Origin of the sequence: Sediminicoccus sp. KRV36, assembly GCF_023243115.1 — a bacterium.
GTDB lineage: Bacteria > Pseudomonadota > Alphaproteobacteria > Acetobacterales > Acetobacteraceae > Roseococcus.
The window spans coordinates 4,531,836-4,551,538 of sequence record NZ_CP085081.1; the positions used below are offsets into that span (position 1 = coordinate 4,531,836).

The window sequence follows — 19,703 nt, forward strand, 5'->3', positions numbered from 1 at the left end:
TCTTGCTGCCTTGCCAAGCTCTGCTGCCTTGCCCACCCTCATCTGGCCCCGCCACATGAGGGCCATTCGGGGCACACCGACGCGGTGATGCCCCGCTCTTGAAGGTTGTACCCGGCCCCATGCTCGAACTCACGGTCACGCAGATGGGCGCTGGCGGCGACGGCATCGCACCGCTTCCGGATGGCGGTTCGGCCTTCATCTCCTTCACACTCCCGGGGGATCGCGTCGCGGCGCGGCAGACCACGAAGGACCGCGCCGCACTGGACCGCGTGATCACGCCCAGCCCGGAGCGCGTCGAGGCCCCTTGCCGGCACTTCACCATCTGCGGCGGTTGTTCGCTCCAGCATTGGGCCGATGCGCCCTATGCCGAATGGAAACGCGGACGCCTGGCTGAAGCCCTTTCGCGCGCGGGCTACCCCGAGGCCGCGGTGGCGCCCATGGTCGCGACGCCGCGCGCCGTGCGCCAGCGCGCGGATCTGGGGCTGGAGCGCCTGCCGGATGGGCGGGTCGAGATCGGCTTCCACGAACGTGGCGCCACCAACCTGGTGCCCATGCGCGAATGCCATGTGCTGCTGCCCGCGCTGGTGGCGTTGCTGCCGGCCCTGCAGGATGCGCTGCGGGGGCTGAATGCGCTGAAGCGCCTGGGCTCGGCCGTCATCAACATGCTGGATTCCGGCCCGGATATCCTGCTGCGCACCGATGCGCCGCTTTCCATGCCCGACCGCAAGCTGCTGGCCGAATTCGCCGCACGCGTCGGAATTCCGCGCATCGCCTGGGAGGGCAAGGGCGGCCCGGCGGAGGTGGCGGCCCAGGTGAACCCGGTGCGGCACAAGCTCTCGGGCATCACCGTCTCGCCACCGCCTGGCGCCTTCCTGCAGGCCAGCGCCGAGGGCGAGGCCGCGATCATCGCCGCCGTCCTGGCCGGGCTGCCGAAGAAGATGTCGCCCCGCGCGCGCATCGCGGATCTCTACGCCGGCATCGGCACCCTCTCCTTTCCGCTGGCGGCGCGCCATCTGGTCCAGGCCTATGAGGGGGATGCAGCCTCGGCCGAGGCGCTGCGCGGTTCGGCCCATGCCGGCCAGGTCTCGCGCCTGCTGGGTGAGCGGCGGGACCTGGTGCGGCAACCCCTGCTGCCGGCCGAGCTCAAGAACTTCGCCGCCGTCGTGCTCGACCCCCCCTTCGCCGGCGCGCCGGAACAGGTGGCGCAGATCGCCCGCAGCAAGCTGCCGCATGTCATCTACGTCTCGTGCAGCCCGGCGGCGCTGGGGCGGGATGCGGCCGTGCTGCATGAGGCGGGCTTCGGGCTGGTCTCGGCCGTGCCGGTGGATCAGTTCCTGTGGTCGCCTCATTTGGAGAGTGTGGTTGTCTTTGCCCGCTGAGCCCTTATCTCCCGTCTCGTTCCAGGGAGAGATCGTTATGCTGACAACCGACCGCCGCATGCTGTTCGCCGGCTCCGCCGCCCTCGCCACCGCGCTGGCCCTGCCCGCCGCCGCCCAGCAGGCCGCCGCCCCGGCAGCAGCCCAGCCGGCCACGCAGGCCCCTGGCTTTTATCGCTTCAAGGTGGGCGCCTGGACCATCACGACGGTGCATGATGGCTTCTTTCGCCGCCCGGTGGAGAACTTCGTGCGCAATGCGCCGCTGGACGATGTCCGCGCCGTCCTGGCGGACAGCTTCATGCCTGGCGACCAGCTGACCATTCCCTTCACCATCACCTTCGCCCAGCGCGGCGATACCTTCGTGGTGTTCGATGCCGGCAATGGCGTCACCGCCGCAACGGCGACCAATGGCCGGATGATCGCCAACATGGCCGCCGCCGGCATCGACCCCGCGCGGATCACCCACGTCATCCACAGCCATTTCCATGGCGACCACATCAACGGCCTGCTCAATGCCGAGAATGGCCGCGCCTTCCCGAATGCCGAGGTCATCGTCCCCGCGCCGGAATGGGCCTGGTGGGCGGATGAGGGCAACACGACCCGCAGCCCAGAAGGCCAGCGCCCGACCTTCGCCAATGCGGCGCGCCGCTTCGCCCCCTACCAGGGCCGCGTGCGCCAGATCACGCCGGGTGGCGAGGTGCTGCCGGGCATCACCTCCATCGCCGCCTATGGGCATACGCCAGGGCACACCATCTTCCGGATCGCGGATGGCGCGGAGCAGATGATCTTCCTGGCCGATACGATGAACCGCCCGGAAATCATGGCCCGCCGCCCGGAATGGCAGATCGTCTTCGATTTTGACGGCGATGCCGCCGCCACCGGTCGCCGCCGCATCCTGGACATGGTGGCGACGGACCGCGTTCGCGTGACGGGCTACCACTTCCCCTTCCCGGCCAATGGGTACTTCGCGCGCCATGTCTCGGGCGGCGTGCAGGGCTTCATGTTCGTGCCCGCCGATTGGTCCAGCGCCGTCTGACCACCTGCCCGCCGGCGCAAGGCCGGCTTTTGCCAGACACTCCATGAGGAAACATGTCATGACAGAACGCCGTCACCTGCTTGTTGCCAGCGCTGCCTTGCTCGCTGCCCCGGCCTTGATCGGCCGGGCGCGGGCTCAAACCGCGGCGCCAGCCGGCCCAGCCCAGGCCCCGGGGTTTTATCGCTTCCGGGTGGGCAGCTTTATTGCCACCACCGTGTGGGATGGCTTCGCCCCGCGCCAGAATCCAGGCACCGGCTGGATCACCAATGCCGACCAGGCCGCCGTCGAGGGTGCGTTGCGGGACGCGATGCTCTCCACCACGCGGCTGGACAATCCCTTCATCGTGACCTTCCTGGAGACGCCCGCCGGCCTCACCATGTTCGACAGCGGCACGGGCGGGCAATTGGCGCCCACCGCCGGCAGGATGCGGGAGAATCTCACCGCCGCCGGAATTGATCCCGCGCGGGTGACGCGAATCGTGGTCAGCCATTTCCACGGCGATCACATCACCGGGCTGACCACGGCCGAGAATGTCGCGCTGTTCCCCAACGCGCAGGTCTTTGTTCCTGAGGTGGAATGGGCGTTCTGGGCCGATGCCAGCAACGAATCCCGCGTGCCGCAGGCGCAGCGCAGCACCTTCGCCAATGTGACGCGCCGCTTTGGCCCTTATCAGGGCAAGATCGAGCGCTTCGCGGCCGGGGCGGAAATCCTGCCGGGCGTGCGCGCCGTGGCCGCCTATGGCCACACGCCCGGCCACACGATCTTCCATGTGGCCGATGGCACGGAGCAGCTTTTCGTCACCGCCGATACCTCTTCCCGCCCCGAGCTCTTCCTGCGCAATCCTGGTTGGAGCAGCATCTTCGACATTGACGGGCCGACCGCGACCGCCAGCCGCGTGGCCATCTTCACCCGCATCGCGGCCGAGCGCGCGCGGATGACGGCATATCATTTCCCCTTCCCGGCCAATGGCTTCATCCAGCGCATGGGGGATGGCTTCCGCTTCGTGCCGGCGGATTGGAGCAATGCCATTTGATCGGCCTTGCCTATCGCGGCTATTGATTTCTTGCCCTCACGCCTATTGAGGGCCGCGCGCTAATTCTTCTCTCACCGGCGGGGAAATCCCCCCGCCGCCGAGACGAGGAAGATCCCCATGCGCCGCTTCACCCTGACCGCCGCCCTGCTGATCGCCGGTTTCGCTGGCGCGGCCTTCGCCCATGGCGCCGCCGCGCAGGGCATCGCGCCGAATGGCGTGGTGTTCGGCCAGGGCTGGAACCTGCCGCAGGATTTCTCGACGCTGGAGCGGATGCAGGCCGCCCAGGGCTCCGGCACCGCGGCCGAGCGCGCCGCCCGCGCCGCCCGCCAGGCCCAGTTCAACCGCAACTTCCCGGGCACGCCCATCCGCCGCACCAGCGCCAGCCGCTGAACTTCGCCGCCCGCCACCGAGCCGGCCGGAGCAGCCCGGATGCCTCTGCGCCAGTGCCCTGGAGCAGGTGTCCTGGAGCAGGGGCCAGGCAGCATCGCTCCCTGGCGGATGAAGTGCCCAGGGCCTGGGGCCTTTGTCGTGCCGCATGATCCGGGATGTTCACGCCTTGCCGCCCTTGCAGGCTGATCCGCAAGGCGCGTGATACCAAGCCGGTCGCGCCGCGCCGCTATCGCGGCAGGCAGGGGCCCAGCAGGGCGCGCAGCCGCGCCGCATCCTCGGCACTGGCCTCCAGCCGCGCCGTGATGGCAGGCCCGCCGGCGCGTGTGTTCCCCTGGGTCCAGATGAGGTGCGAGGCCCCGGTGGTCAGCGGCGCGAGGAGCCGGCTCAACTCAGCGAGGCGGGCCGCATCGCGCCGGCGCGCCGCATTGACGCTGAAGATGAAGGGCGAATCCGCATCCACGCCGATCGAACCGCTGACCATGGCGCGCATCGCGCCTGAGCCGGCTTCCGCTGCGCTCTCCAACTGGGTGAGGCGTCCCGCCCGTGCATCCGGACCTTCAAAGGGATCAAAATCGAACACCGCGCGCAGCGTGTCATGCGCCGGCACCACAAGGTCCAGGCCAAGCACACCCGTGATATCAGGCCCGCGGCTGGCGGAGCAGAGGAAGGTGAAGCGCACCGCGCGCTGATCTGTCCCCGTGCGCGCCTGGCCGCCCAGGGTCATGCTTTCCGACGATTCCGCAAAGCCGGGGCTGGCCCAGGCAAGGAGAACGGCAAGCCAGAGAAAAGCGCGCATCGTTTGGATATTAGAGCATCATGCGTTGAAGCGGTATCGCTTCGGTCGTTCAGGACATCTGAAAAGCAACCCGCTGGAGCTTGCGCCGCCAACGGCCGCGCGTGGGACGTGCGCAGCAGCCGCTGAAAACCCGCGTGACGAAATCGAGGGGCCAGCCCCTCGAACACCCCGGCAGGAAACGCGTTTCCTGCACCTTCATCAGGGGATTTGTACAAGCGAAGTTCCAAGAAATCGGGTTTGCTGGTGGGGTTGGCCGCAAAGCGGAGACAACGCGAGGGGGCAAAGCCCTCTCACCGTCAGACCGGTTTCAGCAGCCCCAGAGGCACGGGTCATGTCCGGTGAAGTGACCGGATAAGCCGCTCGGATTGCCATGCTCACCCGGACGCGCATCCATCCGGCTCGGTGTATGCCGTGCGGTGGGGCCGCGTTGCCACCGCCCGCGGAACGCGGCAAGAAAGGCCATGTCCGAGAGCACCGATATCGAATTCCTGCTGGGCCAGCGCGGCACCTCGCATGCGCTGGGCGCCTGGGTCATTGGCCTCGCCTTCGGGCGGGAGGGCCGCTCACTTCATGCCGGCCTTGGTGACGGCACGGTGCGGGTCGCCCAGGTCAGCGCGCCCGCGGATTGGCTGAGCGTGCCGGCGCATAAAGGCGCCGTGCTCTCCCTCTGCGCCGATGGCCAGGATGGCGCGCTGACCGGTGGCGATGATGGCCGCGTGATGCGCATCGCCCCCGATGGCACGGCCACGGAACTCGCCAAATTCGGCAGCAAATGGGTGGAGCATGTGGTGGCGCATGAAAGCGGCATCCGGGCCGCTTCCGTCGCCAAGGCCGTGCATGTTCTCGACGCGAAGGGCGCCACCCTGAAATCGCTGGCGCATCCCTCCACGGTCGGCGGCATTGCCTTTGACATGAAGGGGAAGCGCGTCGCCGCCAGCCATTACAACGGCGCCTCGCTCTGGTTCGTGAATGCGAAGGAAGACAAGCCGCGCCTGCTGGAATGGAAGGGCAGCCACGCAGCCATCGCCATCCATCCCGAGGGGGGGCATGTCGTCACCGCCATGCAGGAAATGTCGTTGCATGGCTGGCGGCTGAGCGATGGGCAGCACATGCGCATGTCCGGCTATCCGTCCAAGACGCACAGCCTTTCCTTCACGCACAAGGGAAAGTGGCTGGCCACCAGCGGCGCCGAGGCGGTGGTGCTCTGGCCGTTTTTCGGCGGCGGGCCGATGGGCAAGGCGCCCACCGAACTCGCCGGCGGCGATGGCGTGATGTGCACCCAGGTGCTGTGCCACCCCGTGCATGAGATGGTGGCCGCCGGCTTCGAGGATGGCCTCGTGCTGCTCGCCGACATCAATACGGGGCGGGTCCTGCCGGTGGCCCCGCCCGGGCATGGGGGGGTTTCCGCCCTGGCCTGGAACCCCGCCGGCTCCCACCTCGCCTTCGGAACCGAAAGCGGTTTCGTCGGCATCCTGGACCTCTCCGCCCGATGAGCACGCCCCTGCTGACCACCGCCCGAATGACCATGCCTGCCCTGGGCCTCGGCACCTGGCCGCTCAAGGGACAGGATTGCGAGGAGGCCGTGGAATCGGCCCTGGGCCTGGGCTACCGGCACATTGATACGGCCGAGATGTATGGCAATGAAGCTGCCGTCGGCGCCGGCCTTGCCACCAGCGGCATCCCGCGCGGCGATATCTTCCTCACCACGAAGATCTGGCATGACAAGCCCGAGGGGCCAGCCTTCCGCGCCGCCTTCACCGCCTCGCTGGAGCGGCTCAAGCAACCTTATGTGGATCTTTTGCTGGTGCATTGGCCCTCGCCCGCGCTGAACCTGCCCTCCGTGCTGACGGCACTGGCCGAGATCCATGCGGCGGGGCTGGCCCGGGCTGTCGGCGTCTCGAACTTCCCGAGTGCCCTGCTGCGGCAGGCCCTGGCGCTCGACATCGCCCCCATCGCCTGCCTGCAGGTGGAGCAGCACGCCATGCTCGGCCAGCAAACCCTGCTCGACATCACGCAGCCGGCCGGAATTGTGATGACCAGCTATACCCCCCTCGGCAAGGGTGAGGTTCTGGAGCACCCGGTGCTGACCGGCATCGCCGCCCGCCTCGGTGCCACGCCGGCCCAGGTGGCGTTGGCCTATCTGCTCTCCAAGAACCTGGTCGCGGCCGTGCCCAAGGCCCGCAGCGCAGCCCGCCAGGCGGAGAACCTGGCCGCCACGCGGCTTGTGCTGAGCGCGACGGATCTCGCGGCCCTCCCGGCCCTGCCGAAGAACCGGCGCTTCGTGAACCCGGAATTCGCTCCGGCCTGGGACCCGCCCTCGGCATAAGCCGAAGGTCGAAGATTTTCCCCGGGGGCGCTATGATCCGCCCCGGGCAGACACATGGAGGACCTTCAAATGTCGCAAGCGGAGGAAGAGGAGGAGGGCTTCGATCTCGGCATCAGCCTGGAGATCGTCGCGACCGTCGTAGACCTGGCCAATGCCGTGCAAGAGGCCGAGGAGGCCCGCATCGGCGGCGATGACGATGATGAGGAACTCGATGACGACGAGGAAGACGAAATCACCGAGGAGATGCTCACCGATTACATCGACGAGCTGAACGAGGAGCAGCAGGTGGCGCTCATCGCGCTCGCCTGGATGGGACGCGGCGATTACGAGCCGGAGGAATGGCAGGAGGCGCTGAAACTCGCCGCCGAGCGCAATGCCCGCGGCGATGCCAGCGCCTATCTTTCAGGCCTGGAAGGCCTGGCCGATCTTCTGACCGAAGGAGCCGGCGCCTTCGGCCTCGCCATCGAAGAAGTGGAACGCTGAGGCAGGGTTGGCCTGGCTGTTCAGCCTGAGCGCGTCACGCTGACAGCAGCGCCGCGGCAGAGGCCTTCCAGCCGCTGCCAGGCGCGCGGCGCTCAGTCTTTGCGCGGAAACATCGCGGCTTCGACCATGGCGCAGATGGCGTGGCCCAGGACCTCATGCCCTTCCTGAATGGAGGGCGTTGATGCGCTGGGGATCCGGATCAGCAGGTCACACAGGGCAGCCAATTCCGCCGTCCCGGGTCCGTTCCCGGTAAAGCCCACGGTGAGGATGCCCCGCTCACGCGCGGCGCGCATGGCCGCGTGAATATTCGCCGAGCGGCCCGAGGTTGTCAGCCCGAACAGGACATCACCCTTCTGGCCCAGCGCCTCCACCTGGCGGGAAAAGACGCGGTCATAGCCATAGTCATTGCCGATGCCGGTCAGGATGGAGCTGTCGGTACTGAGCGCGATGGCCGCGAGGCCAGGGCGATCATAATGGAAGCGGCTCACCAACTCCCCCGCCCAATGCTGCGCATCGGCGGCGCTGCCGCCATTGCCGCAGATCATCACCTTGCCACCCGCGCGAAGGGCGGCGATGCAGGCTTCGGCGGCGCGCGTCGCGGCCTCCTGCATGGCCGTATCGGCTTCCATCCGCGCCATCAGGGCGGCGGAGGCGCGGACCGCGCCCAGGATCGTGACGGCTTCGGCCATGGGTCAGATACCGTTCTGCTCGGCCGCCCCGATCGCGCAACATGCGCCATGCGGCCAAAGGGTGGGAGGGGCGTGGCGCGTCACTGCGCCACATAGCGCTCCAGCCAGTCGAGGTCCGGGCAGAGCAGGAATTCGTCCCGGCGGTCGGGGCGCATCAGGGCGCGATGCAGGGCGGTATTGATTTCCACGCCATCCAGCAGGGGCTGCGGCTCATGCGCCGCATCGAAGGCGACGACATGCGGGAAGGCCGCCACACAGGCGGCCAGCAAGTCCCGTGGCCCAGGGCCAGCCTCGCTGAGCAGTTCCGCGAGGTCGAAGCTGACGATGGTCAGGACCCCGCGTTCCAGCAGCCATGGCGCCATTTCGGGCGCCCGGCGCGCGGCATCAGCCTCGTTCAGTCGTAGAAAATCGAGGCGCTGCAGGCTCTCGCGCTGCATGGCCTCCTGCACCTGGCCCATCGAAATTGCGCGCGCCGAGGCCGCTTCCAACCCATTATCGGCGAGATTCTCCGCAAGCGCCGCTGCCCGCCGCAGCGAAGCCTCATGGGCGATCAGCGCGGCATGGCGCGGCGCACCGGCGGCCAGACCGAGCGTGTTGACGCCGATGCCGGCCCCTGCCTCCAGCAGGACGCGGCCAGCACCACCATCGGGCCAGGCGGCACGCAGCAAGGCGGCCAACCGAGGTGCAAGGCCGGGGGCAGCGATGAATTCGGGCTCGCGGCTGTCGCCCTTCAGTGAGTAATCCTGGCCAAGCAGCCGGATGCTGCGGCTGCGCGGGCCATCCGGGCGCGGCAGCCGGTGCGCGATCTCAGCGCTGCCGAGCAGGAAGCGCCGCAGGGCGCGCAAGCTGGGGCAACGCAGCCGCAGCAGCTGAACCTGCTCATCATCCGGCGCCGTCCCGTCGCGCAGCATCAGGCAGGCGCGGACCGCCTCATCCGTCGCCTGATTGTCAATCCAGCCGCCCCGCTCCGGGAAATCGGCCATCGCAAGTGCCGCCATCTCCGGGCTGACCAGGATCCCCTCGCGCAGGGCCCGCAGGCTGCCGGCCCCGCACCAGGCCTCGATCACCGCCTCGCTTTCAGGGTCCCGGCCGAGCAGGAAGCGATATCCCCACCGGACCATGGGTGGGGTCAGCCGCTCATCGGCCTCACTCAATTCCAACGCTCCAGCCAGTCCAGCCGGTCGCAGAGGATCAGGTCATCCACGCTGCCGCGCTCCGTCATGACCGTGTGCAGCACCCAGAGCAGCCCGTCATGATCCATGATGGGGACGGGCTGCCCCGTCGGGCCGAAGGCCACCATGTGACGGAAGGCGGCGCGCCATTCCTCCAGCACCTCCATCGGGTTGCGCGCGCCGACGGTCATCTGGGTCCAGAGGTTGAACTCCACGAAGATGAAGGGCTTGTCCCGCGCCATGGCTTCCGCGGCGCCCAGCATGACCGAAGTCTCGCCACCCTCCACATCGATCTTGAGCACGTCCAGCCGCTGCACGCCCTGTTCGGCCAGAACACTATCCAGGCGGCGGACCTCGATCTGCTTGAAGACCGCGCCATTGCTCTGGGCCCGGCTATGCGGCTCGATCAGGACGCTGGTGGCCGCGTTGCCGGCGCCGCAGCGCAGCCGCGCCGTGCCGTCGCGCTCCGCCAGAGCCACCGGCAGCACGCGCGCCCGGCCCAGGTCATGCGCCGCAAGGTTGCGCCGCAGGAGGGCGTGGTTGCGTTCATCAGGTTCGAAGCACAGCAGGTCGGCGTGATAGGGCGCGCCAATCGCCATGGCGAGGCTGGTCAACCCGATATTGGCGCCCGCATCCACCAGGACGCGCCCGGCGCCGCCATCCGGGAAAGCGGCGTTGAGCAGGCGGGCAAGTCGCTCGAGGCTTGGGTCCGGCGCGCCACCCACAAGGCTGCGCCAATAGGCATCGGCAGGGTCACCGCGCAGCGTGAAGCTCTGGCCGAGGACGGTGAAGCCGTGCTCCTCGATCTGGCCTGAATTGTCCGGGACGGCACTGGCGGGTTGCGGGACCGCGGCGGGCAGCCTGGCGGCCGCGGCGGCGCTCGCCTCCGGACTGGCCAGCAAGGCGCGGCGAAAAGCGGCAAGGCTGCGATGGGCCGCCACCTCAACAGCGATTTCCTCGGCCGAGGGGGATGCATTGAACCGCAGATGATACGCGGCCTGGATCGCATCCGCTGTCAGCGGGCCCGCGATCCAGGCGCCATGCGCGGGAAAGCCCGCCGCCTGTTGCGTCAGGGCCTCTGGCGATTGAACAAAATAGGCGAGGATGACACGCCCATCGGCAAGCGATGCCCAATGGGCCAGGACCGCCTCATTCTCCGGTTCGCGGCCCAGGATGAAGCGATAGGCCCAGCGCACCGTCTCGACATTCGGGGTATTCTCGAGAATGGGCTCCATCCCACCTTTTTCCGCGCCGCGCGGCGGGGCGTCAAGCGATCTCCCGGATCAATTTGCGTCGCACCGCCGTGCCGAAGGCGTCGAAATCCTCCGCCACGATCATGAAGGCGCCCGGACCGCCGATCACGCTCTGCTGGAAATACTGGTCCAGCGGAACCTGGGGCATCCGGCCGAAGGTGGGCCGGTCATTGATGATGGGCAGCCCGTTGATGACGATGCCTTGCGCCACGGCCTCATCCCGCGCGAGTTCAGCCGGCCGTCCGGAATTGTTCACGCCATCGCCTGAGACATCAATCACCCGCCGCGTGCCCTCGAAAGGCGCCTCGGCCAGGGCGCGCCGCGCGAAATCAATGCCACCCGAAATGGAAGTCCAGGAGAGCGAGGCACGCGGCGCCTCCGCCAGCGCCGAGGCCCAGGCATCGGCCTCGCGCTGCGCGCCGATACGCGTCCAGGGCAACACCAGGCGCTGATACTCAAAGCCCGCCCATTCGACATAGGCGAGGCCGATGGCGCCAATCATGCCGCGGCGGATGACCTCCACCACGCGCGGATCGCTGACGGCGTTGCGGTAGCCCTCGCGCTGCAGCCGCGCTTCATCCTCGTCAATCGAGCGGCTGACATCCACGGCCAGCACGAGGAGCACATCCACCGGTTCGGGCGCCTGGGCCCGCGCACCCAGCGGAAGCGCAGCCGAGGCGGCAAGCAGGGAACGGCGGCGCATGGCACTGAACCTCCATCAGGAGCTGCCATGAAACCGTCACCAGGAGGCGAATTGCAATCCTTAGTTGCGCGGTGCGGCGGTCTGACCCAGACCACGCAACACCGCCCCGCATACGCGATCCACCTCGTCCTCGGTCAGATAGGGGTGCATGGGCAGCGACATCACCTGGTGGCACAGCGCCTCGCTCACCGGCAGCGGGGGCGCGCCGCCGGCCAGGGCCTCGGCATGGCTTGCCGCATAGGCCGGCTGATGATGCAGCGGCTTGGGGTAGTAGACGCCGAAGGGAATGCCCTCGGCCTTGAGCGATTCCTGCACGCGCGCGCGCTCGGCCGCGTCCCGGCAGCGGATGGTATAGAGGCCCCACGCGCTCTGCGCCTCATTCGGCACGCGCTGCAAGGCGACACGGCCCGCCAGGCGCGCGCCATACCAGGCGGCGACCTTGGCGCGGTCCTTCAGCTCCTGGTCGAAGAGATCCATCTTGCAGAGCAGGATGGCGGCCTGGATCGTATCGAGGCGCCCGTTCATGCCGATGCGGAGCACCTCATACCGCCCACCACCCTCACCATGGGTGCGCAGGGAGCGATACAGCGCCGCGCGCTCCTCCGATGGGGTCAGGATTGCGCCACCATCGCCGTAACAGCCCAGGGTCTTGGTGGGATAGAAGCTCAACGTCGTCGCATCGGCATGCTGGCCGAGGGACTTGCCGTGCAGCGTGGCGCCGAAAGCCTGCGCCGCGTCATCCAGGGTGAACATGCCATGCCGGGTGGCGATCATCCGGATGGCATCCCAATCCGCCGGAAGGCCGAACAGATCCACCCCCACAATGGCGCGCGGCCGGAGCTTGCCCTCGGCGAGGACGAGCGCAATCCGGCGCTCCAGATCCGCGAGATCCATGTTGAAGCTGTCCGCGTCCACATCCACGAAGACCGGCGTGGCACCCAGCACCAGCGGCACCTCGGCTGTCGCGGTGTAGGTGAAAGCGGGCAGGAAAACGGCGTCACCCCGGCCGATCCCTTCGGCCATCATGGCGATCTGCAAGGCATCGGTGCCGGACGAGACGCCGACCGCATGCACGCCCGAGAACGCCGCGAGGCGGGCTTCCAGCTCGGCCACCTCAGGCCCGTTGATGAAACGGCCCGAGGAGATGACATGCTCCACACGGCGGTCCAGCTCGGTCCGGATCAGGGCCTGCTGGGCCTGCATGTCGAAAAGCGCGATGGGCCGCGTGGCGTGGTTGGCGGATGGGCCAGCGGAAGGGCCAGTGGATGGGCCAGTGGACGGGATCGGGGGCGTGTGGTTCATCCCAGCTTCGTGATCCACCGCCGCGGATGGATCAAGCCCCCGGGGATTCAACCCGTGTGACCGAAGGTGTCAGCCCGTCGTCAAAGGCTGCTTTTTTGCGCAGCCTTGCCGTCCTGATGGTCGAATTCCGGCACCAGCCGCGCCAGCTGCGCCAGGGCCATGCGCCCATGCCCACCGCGCGCCGCGGCGGCGATCTCGTCCAGCGCGCGGCCGACCAGTGCGGCATCGGCCGTGCGCGGCGTGGCCACCAGCAAGCCATCGAATTGGGTGGGGCGCGGCGGCTCCTGGCCGTGGAACATTTCCTCGAAGAGTTTCTCGCCGGGGCGCAGCCCGGTGAAGCGGATTTCCACATCCTCCTCGGGCCGCAAGCCGGCGAGCCGGATCATGCGCCGCGCGAGGTCCACGATCTTCACCGCGCTGCCCATGTCGAGCACGAAAATCCCGCCCTCGCGGAGTTCCGGGGGCGCATCGTCACGGTCCACGGCACCGACCACGGCGGCTTGCAGCACCAGGCCCACCGCCTCGCGCACGGTCATGAAATAGCGCCGCATATCGGGGTGCGTGACTGTCAGCGGCCCACCGCGCTCCAATTGCCGGCGGAACAGCGGCACGACGGAGCCGGTGCTGCCCAGCACATTGCCGAAGCGCACGGTGATGCAGCGCATGCCCTGGCCCGTGGCGCGCGCATCCCGGTCCAGCGCCTGGCAATACATTTCGGCGAGGCGCTTCGAGGCCCCCATGACGCTGGTCGGGTTCACGGCCTTGTCGGTCGAGATGAAGACCATCAGCCCGCAACCGGCCGCCCGCGCCGTATCGGCCACGATGCGCGTGCCATGCGCATTGGTGAGCAGACCCTCCAGGGGATCATTCTCAACCATCGGCACATGCTTGAGGGCCGCCGCGTGGAAGACCAGCTCGGGGCGGATTTCCTCCATCAGACGGCGCATCCGCGCCTCATCCCGCACATCGGCGAGCATGGCGCGGCGCGGCACATTGGGATGGCGCTCGGAGAGTTCCAGGTCAATCTCGTAGAGCACGTATTCGCCGTGATCGAGCAGCGTCAGCATGGCAGGCCCGAGGGCGGCCACCTGCCGCGCCAATTCGCCACCAATCGTGCCGCCCGCGCCGGTAACCAGCACGCGGCGCCCCTGCACCAGCCGGGCCATCCCCTCACGGTCCAGTGGAACCTGCGGACGGTCGAGCAATTCCTCGATCGAGACGGGGCGCAGATCGATGCGCGTCGCTTCATCCCTGCCGCGCGCGGCATGGCCGAGGGCTGTAGGCTGGGGCGCGCGACGGATCGGCACGCCGTGGCGGTCCGCTGCATCCAGCACCGCCTCCAGCGCTGCGCCGTTGAGATCGGGGGAAGCAAGCACCAGAAGCGCCGGCAGGCGGCTTTCGGCGCGCAGGCGTTCCAGCACGGCGTCGGTCTCTTCCAGCGTGCCGAGGATGGGATGGCCCTGGATCCGTCGGCCGGATTGGCGCGAGCGCCGCGCCAGGATGCCCTGGACGCGATAGGCGGGCCGGCGCTCCTGCGCCAGTGCCCGAATGAAGAGATCAGCCTGATCCACCCCGCCGACCACCAGCACGGGCTGCGTCCCGCCCTCCTCGGCGGCGCGGCGGATGGCGCGGACGCGGCCGACCAGGCGGGGCACACCCAGCAGCCCGGTCAACGCCACGGCATGCAGCGCCGGAAACGCCAGATTGGGCGAATGCCACTGGCCGGCCAGCCAGAGCGTCGCGGTGAAGAGCAAGGCCGCGACCACGCATGCGCCAAGCACGGCCAGCAGATCCTGCACGCCGGAATAGCGCCAATACTGGCGCGGCAAGCCCAGGGCCCAGCCGGGCGGCGCCAGGACCAACACCGCGAGAGGCAAGGCCAGACCCCACCATCCATGGGGCGGAGTGCTTCCCGGGCCGGCCAGCAACAGGGCAAGCGGCAGCGCAAGGACGGCCAGCAGGCCATCCAGGGACAGGTTCAGCAGGACGCGCGAAGAGGCCCAGGGCATGCTGCACTTATAGGCGGTTCCAGGCCGGCGCCGAAAGAGCCAGCTGCACGATGCGCCACGGGCTGGACCCGTGCAGCCACAAAAAAGGCGTGCCACCGAAGCGGCACGCCCCAGAGCTCATCGAGCTCCAATGTCGTCAGACGAAAAGATAATCGGATGCGTGGATCACCGCGCCGCCCAGATTGATCGTCTCGGTGGCACCGCCATCCACGATCTGCCACAGCCCGCCGCCGGCGAAACTGAAGGTAGCCCCCGGACCGAAGCCCGTGAAGCGCAGGACATCACCGGCACCCGCGCCATTGCCGAAGAAGTCGTTGATGACGTCCCCGGCAGCCTGGCCCTTGGCGAAGATGAAGGTGTCATTGCCGGGGCCGCCGTTCAGCACATCCGGGCCGGCGCCGCCGTCAATGCGGTCATTCTCGGTGCCACCATAGATGGTGTCGCTGCCCGTACCGCCCAGGATGGAATCCGCACCGGCGCCACCATCCACGAAATCATTGGCCGTACCGGCATCGATCGTATCGTTGCCGAGACCACCATAGATGCTGTCATTGCCGCCGCCGGAGGAGAACCAGTCGTTCCCGCCATCGCCCTGCATGAAATCCGCGCCGTTACCGGCCGTCATGCTGTCGGCGCCCTCGCCACCATAGACGAAGTTGGTCCCATTGCCGGCGATGATGGTGTCGTTGCCATCGCCGCCGGAGACGAAGTCATTCTCGTGCCAGGTGGTGATGCGGTCATTGCCGGTGCCGCCATACACGGTGTTGTTGCCGCCGCCAGCGTCGATCACATCATTATCAGCGTCGCCCGAGATGAAATCGGCCCCGTTCGCGGCCGTGATGATGTCCGCGCCGTTGCCGCCGTAAATCGTGTTGTTGCCACCGTCACCAGCGAGCGAATCAGCGCCGTCCCCGCCAATCAGGTAATCATTGCCGATGCCGCCGAAGAGCGTGTCATTGCCGATGCCGCCGTCGAGCACGTCATCGCCAGCGCCACCCTTGAGCAGATCATTGCCGCCATAACCGTAGAGCGAGTCGTTGCCGTCACCGCCGCTGACAATATCCGCAACTGCCGATCCGAAGAACGCGTCATTGCCTGCGAGCAGGTCGAAGAGCGTAATTCCCGGAGGCAGTGTCCCGGACGAGATGAAATCCGCAAGCGCTGTACCGCGAAAAACAACCATGGTTTTACCTCACATTATGAGGCCTCGAACGCCCCGATACCGCTCCAGCTAGAGCCCATCGGGGCCTGAAAAAAACCAACCCCCGATGGTGAAAACCGTATCTCAAACATCCCTGGGTTGCAAATTTCTAGGGCATCCATTTCTAGAGAAAGGGGCGTTTCAATTTTCGAGTAAATTCTTCCAAAGCGCGACTGCTGAGAGGGAGTTTGTCCATTATTGTGAAAAATCTATCAGATGGGCAGAATCATCTCAGGCAGCTATGCGCTCGCAGCCGCAACAGGTTGCACTGTTGCGGCCATTCATCGAATTAAATTTCAGTAATTTTTTGCGAGCATGCCCGTCAGATCACCAGTTCGATCAGGAAGGGGCCGGCGCGCGAAAAGCTCTGCGCCATCAGATCCGCCACCTGGTCCAGCGTCGTTGCCTGGGCGGCTTCCACCCCCATCGCCTCGGCCAGCTTCACCCAGCCGATATCGGGGTTGCCCAGATCGAGCATGTTCATCGCCGTCGGCCCCGGATTGGCGCCGACATTCTGGTATTCGCCAATCAGGATCTGATATTTGCGATTGGACAGGATGATCGTGGTGACCGGCAGCTTTTCCCGCGCCTGGGTCCAGAGTCCCTGCACGGTGTACATGGCCGAGCCATCGGCCTGCAGCGCGATCACCCGGCGGCCGCCACCACCGATGGCCGCCCCCGTCGCCAGCGGCACGCCGCAGCCGATGGCACCGCCAGTGATCTGCAGCCAGTCATGCTTGGGTGCGGCATGCGTATGCGGGAAGAAGCCACGCCCATAGCTGACCGCCTCATCCACGATGATGGCGCCTTCGGGCATCATCGCCGCCACGGTGCGGGCCAGGCCCTCGGGCGTGGGGGCGCCTCGCTCGGCCTGCGGGCGCGGGCCGGGGTCCGGCATCTCCACGTGTGGCGCACTGATTTCCTCGGCCAGGGCGCGCAGGGCGGATTCGGCGTCCTGCTCCGGCCGTGTCAGCACGGTGATGGAAGCGCCTTCGGGGTAATGCTTCGAGGGCATGTTGGGATAGGCGAAGAACCCGACCGGCGCCTTGGAACCAACCAGGATGATATGCTCGACGGCGGCGAGATTCTTGATCGCCATGTCGGCGGGATAGGGCACGCGTTCGAGCTGCAGCCGCCCGCGACCGCGCTGGAACTTGGCGTTCGACGTCTCGGCCAGCAGCCGCGCGCCGGTCGCCACCGCGATCCGGTTGGCCTGGATCTGCGCGCCCTCGCTCGTGCCCATGGTGCCGCCGAGCAGCACCAGCACATTCTTCTTGTCCCGCAGCACGCGCGCCGCGTTGCGAACGGCATGCATCTCCGCCTGGGGCACGCCGGGCACGGGCAGTGCCTCGGCCACCACGCCGCCCTCATCCCAACATGTGTCGGAGGGCAGGATCATGGTGGCGATCTGCCCGGGTGAGGTGCGGGCCGCCTGCACGGCCGTCGCCGCATCAGCGCCCACCTCGGTCGCCTTCGTGCTGGTGCGGACCCATTGCGAGACACCGCGGGCGAAGCCCTCGGTATCGGCGGTGAGCGGCGCATCATAGGGGCGGTGATAGGTCGCCTGGTCACCCACGCAATTGACGATGCCGGAGCGCGCACGCCGCGCATTGTGCAGGTTGGACAACCCGTTCGCGAGGCCCGGGCCGCAATGCAGCAGCGTGACGGCCGGCTTGCCGGTCATGCGCCAGTAGCCATCGGCGGCACCGGTCACCACATTTTCCTGCAAGCCGAGGACGCAGCGCATGCCCGGGATGCGGTCCAGCGCCGCCACGAAATGCATCTCGCTGGTGCCAGGATTGGAGAAGCACACCTCAACGCCGCTCTTCAGCAGGCTGTGCACAAGACTTTCGGCACCGTTCACGCGAATTCTCCCTGGGACTGGACGTCTCGCGCAGCCTGGGCCAGAGATGCCTGACGGGCAAGATGCGGGGCGCAAGGGAAGCGAGCTCGAATGGCACATTCGGTCAAACGCAAGACGCTGCTCTTCGGCTTCCTCTGCGGGGCGATCTCGGTCATCGCCTTTCATCAGACGACGCAGCTGCTGCTGCATTATCACGCGGCCAAATTGCCGATCCTGATCGAATGGTTCGGCCAGGCGCCGCAGCCCTACAATTTCGCGCCGGTGGCACCCTGGGGCGTGCCTGCGATTGCGTCCCAGGCGTTCTGGGGTGGGCTGTGGGGCGTGCTGCTCGCCATCCTCATCCGGTATTTGCCCTTTGACGACCTGCCCTTCGGCTTCATCTTCGGCGCGCTGGCGCTGACGGCCACGGCCGTCACCCTGGTCGCGCAGCTCAAGGACCTGCCGCTTTATGCCAGCGGCAATCAGCAAACCCTGCTTCGGATCGCGTTTCTGAACGGCGCCTGGGGCTTCGGCACCGCCTTCCTGCTGCGGCCCTTTGCCGTCCGGGGCTGATGGCCCCATATCGGCGGCGATGGACACCCCCGACCTCCTGGTCCGCCCCGACCCCGCCGACCCCCGGCTGACGCGCCGCGTCAGCGGCCTCGATCACAATGGCGCCGTGATCGAGACCAGCGTCACGATGGAACGTCCCCTCACGCTTTATCTGAACGGGCAGGAGATCGTGACCATGATGACCATCCTCGATCGCCCGGAGGATCTGGCGGTGGGCTATCTGCTCAACCAGGGCATGTTGCAGCCCGAAGATCGGCTGACCCATGTCGAATACGACGAAGATCTCGGCGTCGTCGTCGTGCGCACCGAGGGGCGCACCGATTTCGAGGAGAAGCTGAAGAAGAAGACCCTCACCTCCGGCTGCGCCCAGGGCACCGCCTTCGGGGATTTGATGGAGGGGTTTGCCGCGGTGAAGCTCTCCACCGCCGTCATGCTGCGCACCAGCGATCTCTATCGGCTGCTGCACCGGATCAACACCATCCCCTCGCTCTATCTCGAAGCGGGTGCGATCCATGGCTGCGCTCTGGCCCGGGCCGACCAGCCGCTGTGCTATATGGAGGATGTCGGCCGCCACAACGCGGTGGACAAGATCGCCGGCTGGATGTTCCGCGCGGGCATCAGCGGCGATGACAAGATTTTCTACACCACCGGCCGCCTCACCTCCGAGATGGTGATCAAGACGGTGCGCATGGGCATTCCCATCCTGCTCTCACGCTCGGGCTTCACCGCCTGGGGGGTGGAACTGGCGCGCGAGGCGAATCTGACGCTGATCGGCCGCTGCAAGGGCAAGCGCTTCACCGTGCTGGCGGGCGAGGCGCGCGTCGTCTTCGACGCCGACCCGCGCTATGTCGAGGAAGAGAGTGCCAGGCATTGGCGCAAGAACAGTGACTGAAAGCTTCGGCGTGATCCTGGCCGGCGGCCTGGCGCGGCGCATGGGCGGTGGCGACAAGCCTTTGCGCCTGCTGGCCGGCCGGCCGATGCTGGATCATGTGATCGCGCGGATCGGCCCGCAATGCGCCGCCCTGGCGATCAACGCCAATGGCGACCCGGCCCGCTTTGCCGCCTATGGCCTGGCCGTTCTGCCGGATACGCTGCCGGATCATCCCGGCCCGCTGGCCGGAATCCTCGCCGCCATGGAGACCTCGCCCCTGCCCTGGGTGATCACTGTGCCGGGCGACTCGCCCTTCCTGCCGCTGGATCTGGTGGCGCGGCTGCACGCGGCGCGGGAGGCCGCGGGAACGCCCATGGCCTGCGCCGCCTCGGGCGGCTTCACCCATCCGCCCATCGCCCTGTGGCCGCGCGAATTGGCCGCGGCCCTCAGGGCAGCCATCACCGCGGGCGAGCGCAAGATTGACCGCTGGACCGCCCGCCACGGCGTTGCCGTCGCGGAGTGGCCGGACGCGCCGCATGACCCGTTTTTCAACGCGAATACGCCCGAAGAACTGGCCGAGGCCGCGTTACTCTTGCTCAGGCAGGGCGTTTGGCCGTAACCCACAGCCAGTTTATTGCTTTGGGAGG

Annotated in this window: 19 protein-coding genes; 10 read left to right on the forward strand and 9 right to left on the reverse strand. The window is 67.6% G+C overall.

The features are described from left to right. Nucleotides 1-119 precede the first annotated feature (119 nt). The 4 genes from LHU95_RS21540 (at nucleotide 120) to LHU95_RS21555 (ending at nucleotide 3,835) form a co-directional block, all read left to right on the forward strand. Nucleotides 120-1,379 carry a class I SAM-dependent RNA methyltransferase gene (locus LHU95_RS21540; RefSeq protein ID WP_248709006.1) on the forward strand — a complete coding sequence of 420 codons (1,260 nt, stop codon included), beginning with the start codon at nucleotides 120-122 and terminating at the stop codon, nucleotides 1,377-1,379. A gap of 37 nt (nucleotides 1,380-1,416) precedes the next feature. Continuing rightward, nucleotides 1,417-2,412, forward strand: a complete 996-nt coding sequence (locus LHU95_RS21545; protein WP_248709007.1) for an MBL fold metallo-hydrolase — start codon at nucleotides 1,417-1,419, stop codon at nucleotides 2,410-2,412. 58 nt (nucleotides 2,413-2,470) lie between these two features. Then, complete coding sequence (locus LHU95_RS21550) at nucleotides 2,471-3,445, forward strand: MBL fold metallo-hydrolase (RefSeq protein WP_248709008.1); 975 nt, start codon at nucleotides 2,471-2,473, stop codon at nucleotides 3,443-3,445. Nucleotides 3,446-3,562: 117 nt separating this feature from the next. Then, on the forward strand, nucleotides 3,563-3,835 hold the full coding sequence (locus tag LHU95_RS21555) for a hypothetical protein (RefSeq protein WP_248709009.1): 273 nt from the start codon (nucleotides 3,563-3,565) through the stop codon (nucleotides 3,833-3,835). Nucleotides 3,836-4,061: 226 nt separating this feature from the next. Here the strand turns inward: LHU95_RS21555 and LHU95_RS21560 are convergent, their stop codons facing one another. After that, entirely contained in the window at nucleotides 4,062-4,559 is a 498-nt protein-coding gene (locus LHU95_RS21560) for a hypothetical protein (protein WP_248709010.1), read from the reverse strand. Between the two features lie 533 nt (nucleotides 4,560-5,092). Here LHU95_RS21560 and LHU95_RS21565 point away from each other — a divergent pair. The 3 genes from LHU95_RS21565 to LHU95_RS21575 all read left to right on the forward strand — a co-directional run bounded on the left by LHU95_RS21565 (nucleotide 5,093) and on the right by LHU95_RS21575 (nucleotide 7,440). Next, nucleotides 5,093-6,124 (forward strand): WD40 repeat domain-containing protein, encoded by a 1,032-nt coding sequence (locus LHU95_RS21565; RefSeq protein WP_248709011.1) that lies wholly within the window; start codon nucleotides 5,093-5,095, stop codon nucleotides 6,122-6,124. Further along, complete coding sequence (locus LHU95_RS21570; protein WP_248709012.1) at nucleotides 6,121-6,957, forward strand: aldo/keto reductase; 837 nt, start codon at nucleotides 6,121-6,123, stop codon at nucleotides 6,955-6,957. Before LHU95_RS21565 ends, LHU95_RS21570 begins: the two co-directional genes overlap by 4 nt. A gap of 69 nt (nucleotides 6,958-7,026) precedes the next feature. Next, on the forward strand, nucleotides 7,027-7,440 hold the full coding sequence (locus LHU95_RS21575; RefSeq protein ID WP_248709013.1) for a DUF3775 domain-containing protein: 414 nt from the start codon (nucleotides 7,027-7,029) through the stop codon (nucleotides 7,438-7,440). A 92-nt stretch (nucleotides 7,441-7,532) separates the two neighbouring features. Here the strand turns inward: LHU95_RS21575 and LHU95_RS21580 are convergent, their stop codons facing one another. From LHU95_RS21580 to LHU95_RS21620, 8 genes are all read right to left on the reverse strand, one after another. Continuing rightward, the gene (locus LHU95_RS21580; protein ID WP_283094273.1) at nucleotides 7,533-8,129 is read right to left on the reverse strand and encodes a D-sedoheptulose 7-phosphate isomerase; all 597 of its coding nucleotides are present in this window, start codon (nucleotides 8,127-8,129) and stop codon (nucleotides 7,533-7,535) included. Between the two features lie 80 nt (nucleotides 8,130-8,209). After that, complete coding sequence (locus LHU95_RS21585) at nucleotides 8,210-9,283, reverse strand: hypothetical protein (RefSeq protein ID WP_248709014.1); 1,074 nt, start codon at nucleotides 9,281-9,283, stop codon at nucleotides 8,210-8,212. After that, nucleotides 9,280-10,536, reverse strand: a complete 1,257-nt coding sequence (locus LHU95_RS21590; protein ID WP_248709015.1) for an FkbM family methyltransferase — start codon at nucleotides 10,534-10,536, stop codon at nucleotides 9,280-9,282. The genes LHU95_RS21585 and LHU95_RS21590 overlap by 4 nt, the downstream gene beginning before the upstream one ends. A 31-nt stretch (nucleotides 10,537-10,567) precedes the next feature. Then, on the reverse strand, nucleotides 10,568-11,257 hold the full coding sequence (locus LHU95_RS21595; RefSeq protein WP_248709016.1) for a DUF1194 domain-containing protein: 690 nt from the start codon (nucleotides 11,255-11,257) through the stop codon (nucleotides 10,568-10,570). Between the two features lie 60 nt (nucleotides 11,258-11,317). After that, entirely contained in the window at nucleotides 11,318-12,460 is a 1,143-nt protein-coding gene (locus tag LHU95_RS21600; protein ID WP_248711599.1) for a DegT/DnrJ/EryC1/StrS family aminotransferase, read from the reverse strand. A gap of 179 nt (nucleotides 12,461-12,639) precedes the next feature. Further along, nucleotides 12,640-14,568: a nucleoside-diphosphate sugar epimerase/dehydratase gene (locus tag LHU95_RS21605; protein ID WP_248709017.1), complete on the reverse strand. Its 1,929-nt coding sequence runs from the start codon at nucleotides 14,566-14,568 to the stop codon at nucleotides 12,640-12,642. 136 nt (nucleotides 14,569-14,704) lie between these two features. Beyond that, entirely contained in the window at nucleotides 14,705-15,751 is a 1,047-nt protein-coding gene (locus LHU95_RS21610) for a calcium-binding protein (RefSeq protein ID WP_283094274.1), read from the reverse strand. 340 nt (nucleotides 15,752-16,091) lie between these two features. Then, nucleotides 16,092-17,633 (reverse strand): acetolactate synthase large subunit, encoded by a 1,542-nt coding sequence (locus LHU95_RS21620; RefSeq protein WP_248709018.1) that lies wholly within the window; start codon nucleotides 17,631-17,633, stop codon nucleotides 16,092-16,094. Between the two features lie 90 nt (nucleotides 17,634-17,723). Here LHU95_RS21620 and LHU95_RS21625 point away from each other — a divergent pair, with 90 nt between their 5' ends. From LHU95_RS21625 to mobA, 3 genes are read left to right on the forward strand one after another with little or no spacing between them, the layout of a single operon-like run. After that, nucleotides 17,724-18,185 carry a hypothetical protein gene (locus LHU95_RS21625; RefSeq protein ID WP_248709019.1) on the forward strand — a complete coding sequence of 154 codons (462 nt, stop codon included), beginning with the start codon at nucleotides 17,724-17,726 and terminating at the stop codon, nucleotides 18,183-18,185. Between the two features lie 19 nt (nucleotides 18,186-18,204). Beyond that, complete coding sequence (fdhD, locus tag LHU95_RS21630) at nucleotides 18,205-19,077, forward strand: formate dehydrogenase accessory sulfurtransferase FdhD (RefSeq protein ID WP_248709020.1); 873 nt, start codon at nucleotides 18,205-18,207, stop codon at nucleotides 19,075-19,077. After that, nucleotides 19,070-19,675 carry a molybdenum cofactor guanylyltransferase MobA gene (gene mobA / locus LHU95_RS21635; RefSeq protein ID WP_349292638.1) on the forward strand — a complete coding sequence of 202 codons (606 nt, stop codon included), beginning with the start codon at nucleotides 19,070-19,072 and terminating at the stop codon, nucleotides 19,673-19,675. Before fdhD ends, mobA begins: the two co-directional genes overlap by 8 nt. Nucleotides 19,676-19,703 lie beyond the last annotated feature (28 nt).

Bases quoted from the DNA above. Each gene is read 5' to 3' on its own strand.
- fdhD (WP_248709020.1), top strand. From the start codon at position 18,205: ATGGACACCCCCGACCTCCTGGTCCGCCCCGACCCCGCCGACCCCCGG.
- LHU95_RS21600 (WP_248711599.1), bottom strand. From the start codon at position 12,460: ATGCAGGCCCAGCAGGCCCTGATCCGGACCGAGCTGGACCGCCGTGTG.
- LHU95_RS21610 (WP_283094274.1), bottom strand. From the start codon at position 15,751: ATGGTTGTTTTTCGCGGTACAGCGCTTGCGGATTTCATCTCGTCCGGG.
- LHU95_RS21605 (WP_248709017.1), bottom strand. From the start codon at position 14,568: ATGCCCTGGGCCTCTTCGCGCGTCCTGCTGAACCTGTCCCTGGATGGC.
- LHU95_RS21555 (WP_248709009.1), top strand. From the start codon at position 3,563: ATGCGCCGCTTCACCCTGACCGCCGCCCTGCTGATCGCCGGTTTCGCT.
- LHU95_RS21590 (WP_248709015.1), bottom strand. From the start codon at position 10,536: ATGGAGCCCATTCTCGAGAATACCCCGAATGTCGAGACGGTGCGCTGG.
- LHU95_RS21575 (WP_248709013.1), top strand. From the start codon at position 7,027: ATGTCGCAAGCGGAGGAAGAGGAGGAGGGCTTCGATCTCGGCATCAGC.
- LHU95_RS21570 (WP_248709012.1), top strand. From the start codon at position 6,121: ATGAGCACGCCCCTGCTGACCACCGCCCGAATGACCATGCCTGCCCTG.
- LHU95_RS21595 (WP_248709016.1), bottom strand. From the start codon at position 11,257: ATGCGCCGCCGTTCCCTGCTTGCCGCCTCGGCTGCGCTTCCGCTGGGT.
- LHU95_RS21625 (WP_248709019.1), top strand. From the start codon at position 17,724: ATGGCACATTCGGTCAAACGCAAGACGCTGCTCTTCGGCTTCCTCTGC.
- LHU95_RS21565 (WP_248709011.1), top strand. From the start codon at position 5,093: ATGTCCGAGAGCACCGATATCGAATTCCTGCTGGGCCAGCGCGGCACC.
- LHU95_RS21550 (WP_248709008.1), top strand. From the start codon at position 2,471: ATGACAGAACGCCGTCACCTGCTTGTTGCCAGCGCTGCCTTGCTCGCT.
- LHU95_RS21540 (WP_248709006.1), top strand. From the start codon at position 120: ATGCTCGAACTCACGGTCACGCAGATGGGCGCTGGCGGCGACGGCATC.
- LHU95_RS21580 (WP_283094273.1), bottom strand. From the start codon at position 8,129: ATGGCCGAAGCCGTCACGATCCTGGGCGCGGTCCGCGCCTCCGCCGCC.
- LHU95_RS21560 (WP_248709010.1), bottom strand. From the start codon at position 4,559: ATGACCCTGGGCGGCCAGGCGCGCACGGGGACAGATCAGCGCGCGGTG.
- LHU95_RS21545 (WP_248709007.1), top strand. From the start codon at position 1,417: ATGCTGACAACCGACCGCCGCATGCTGTTCGCCGGCTCCGCCGCCCTC.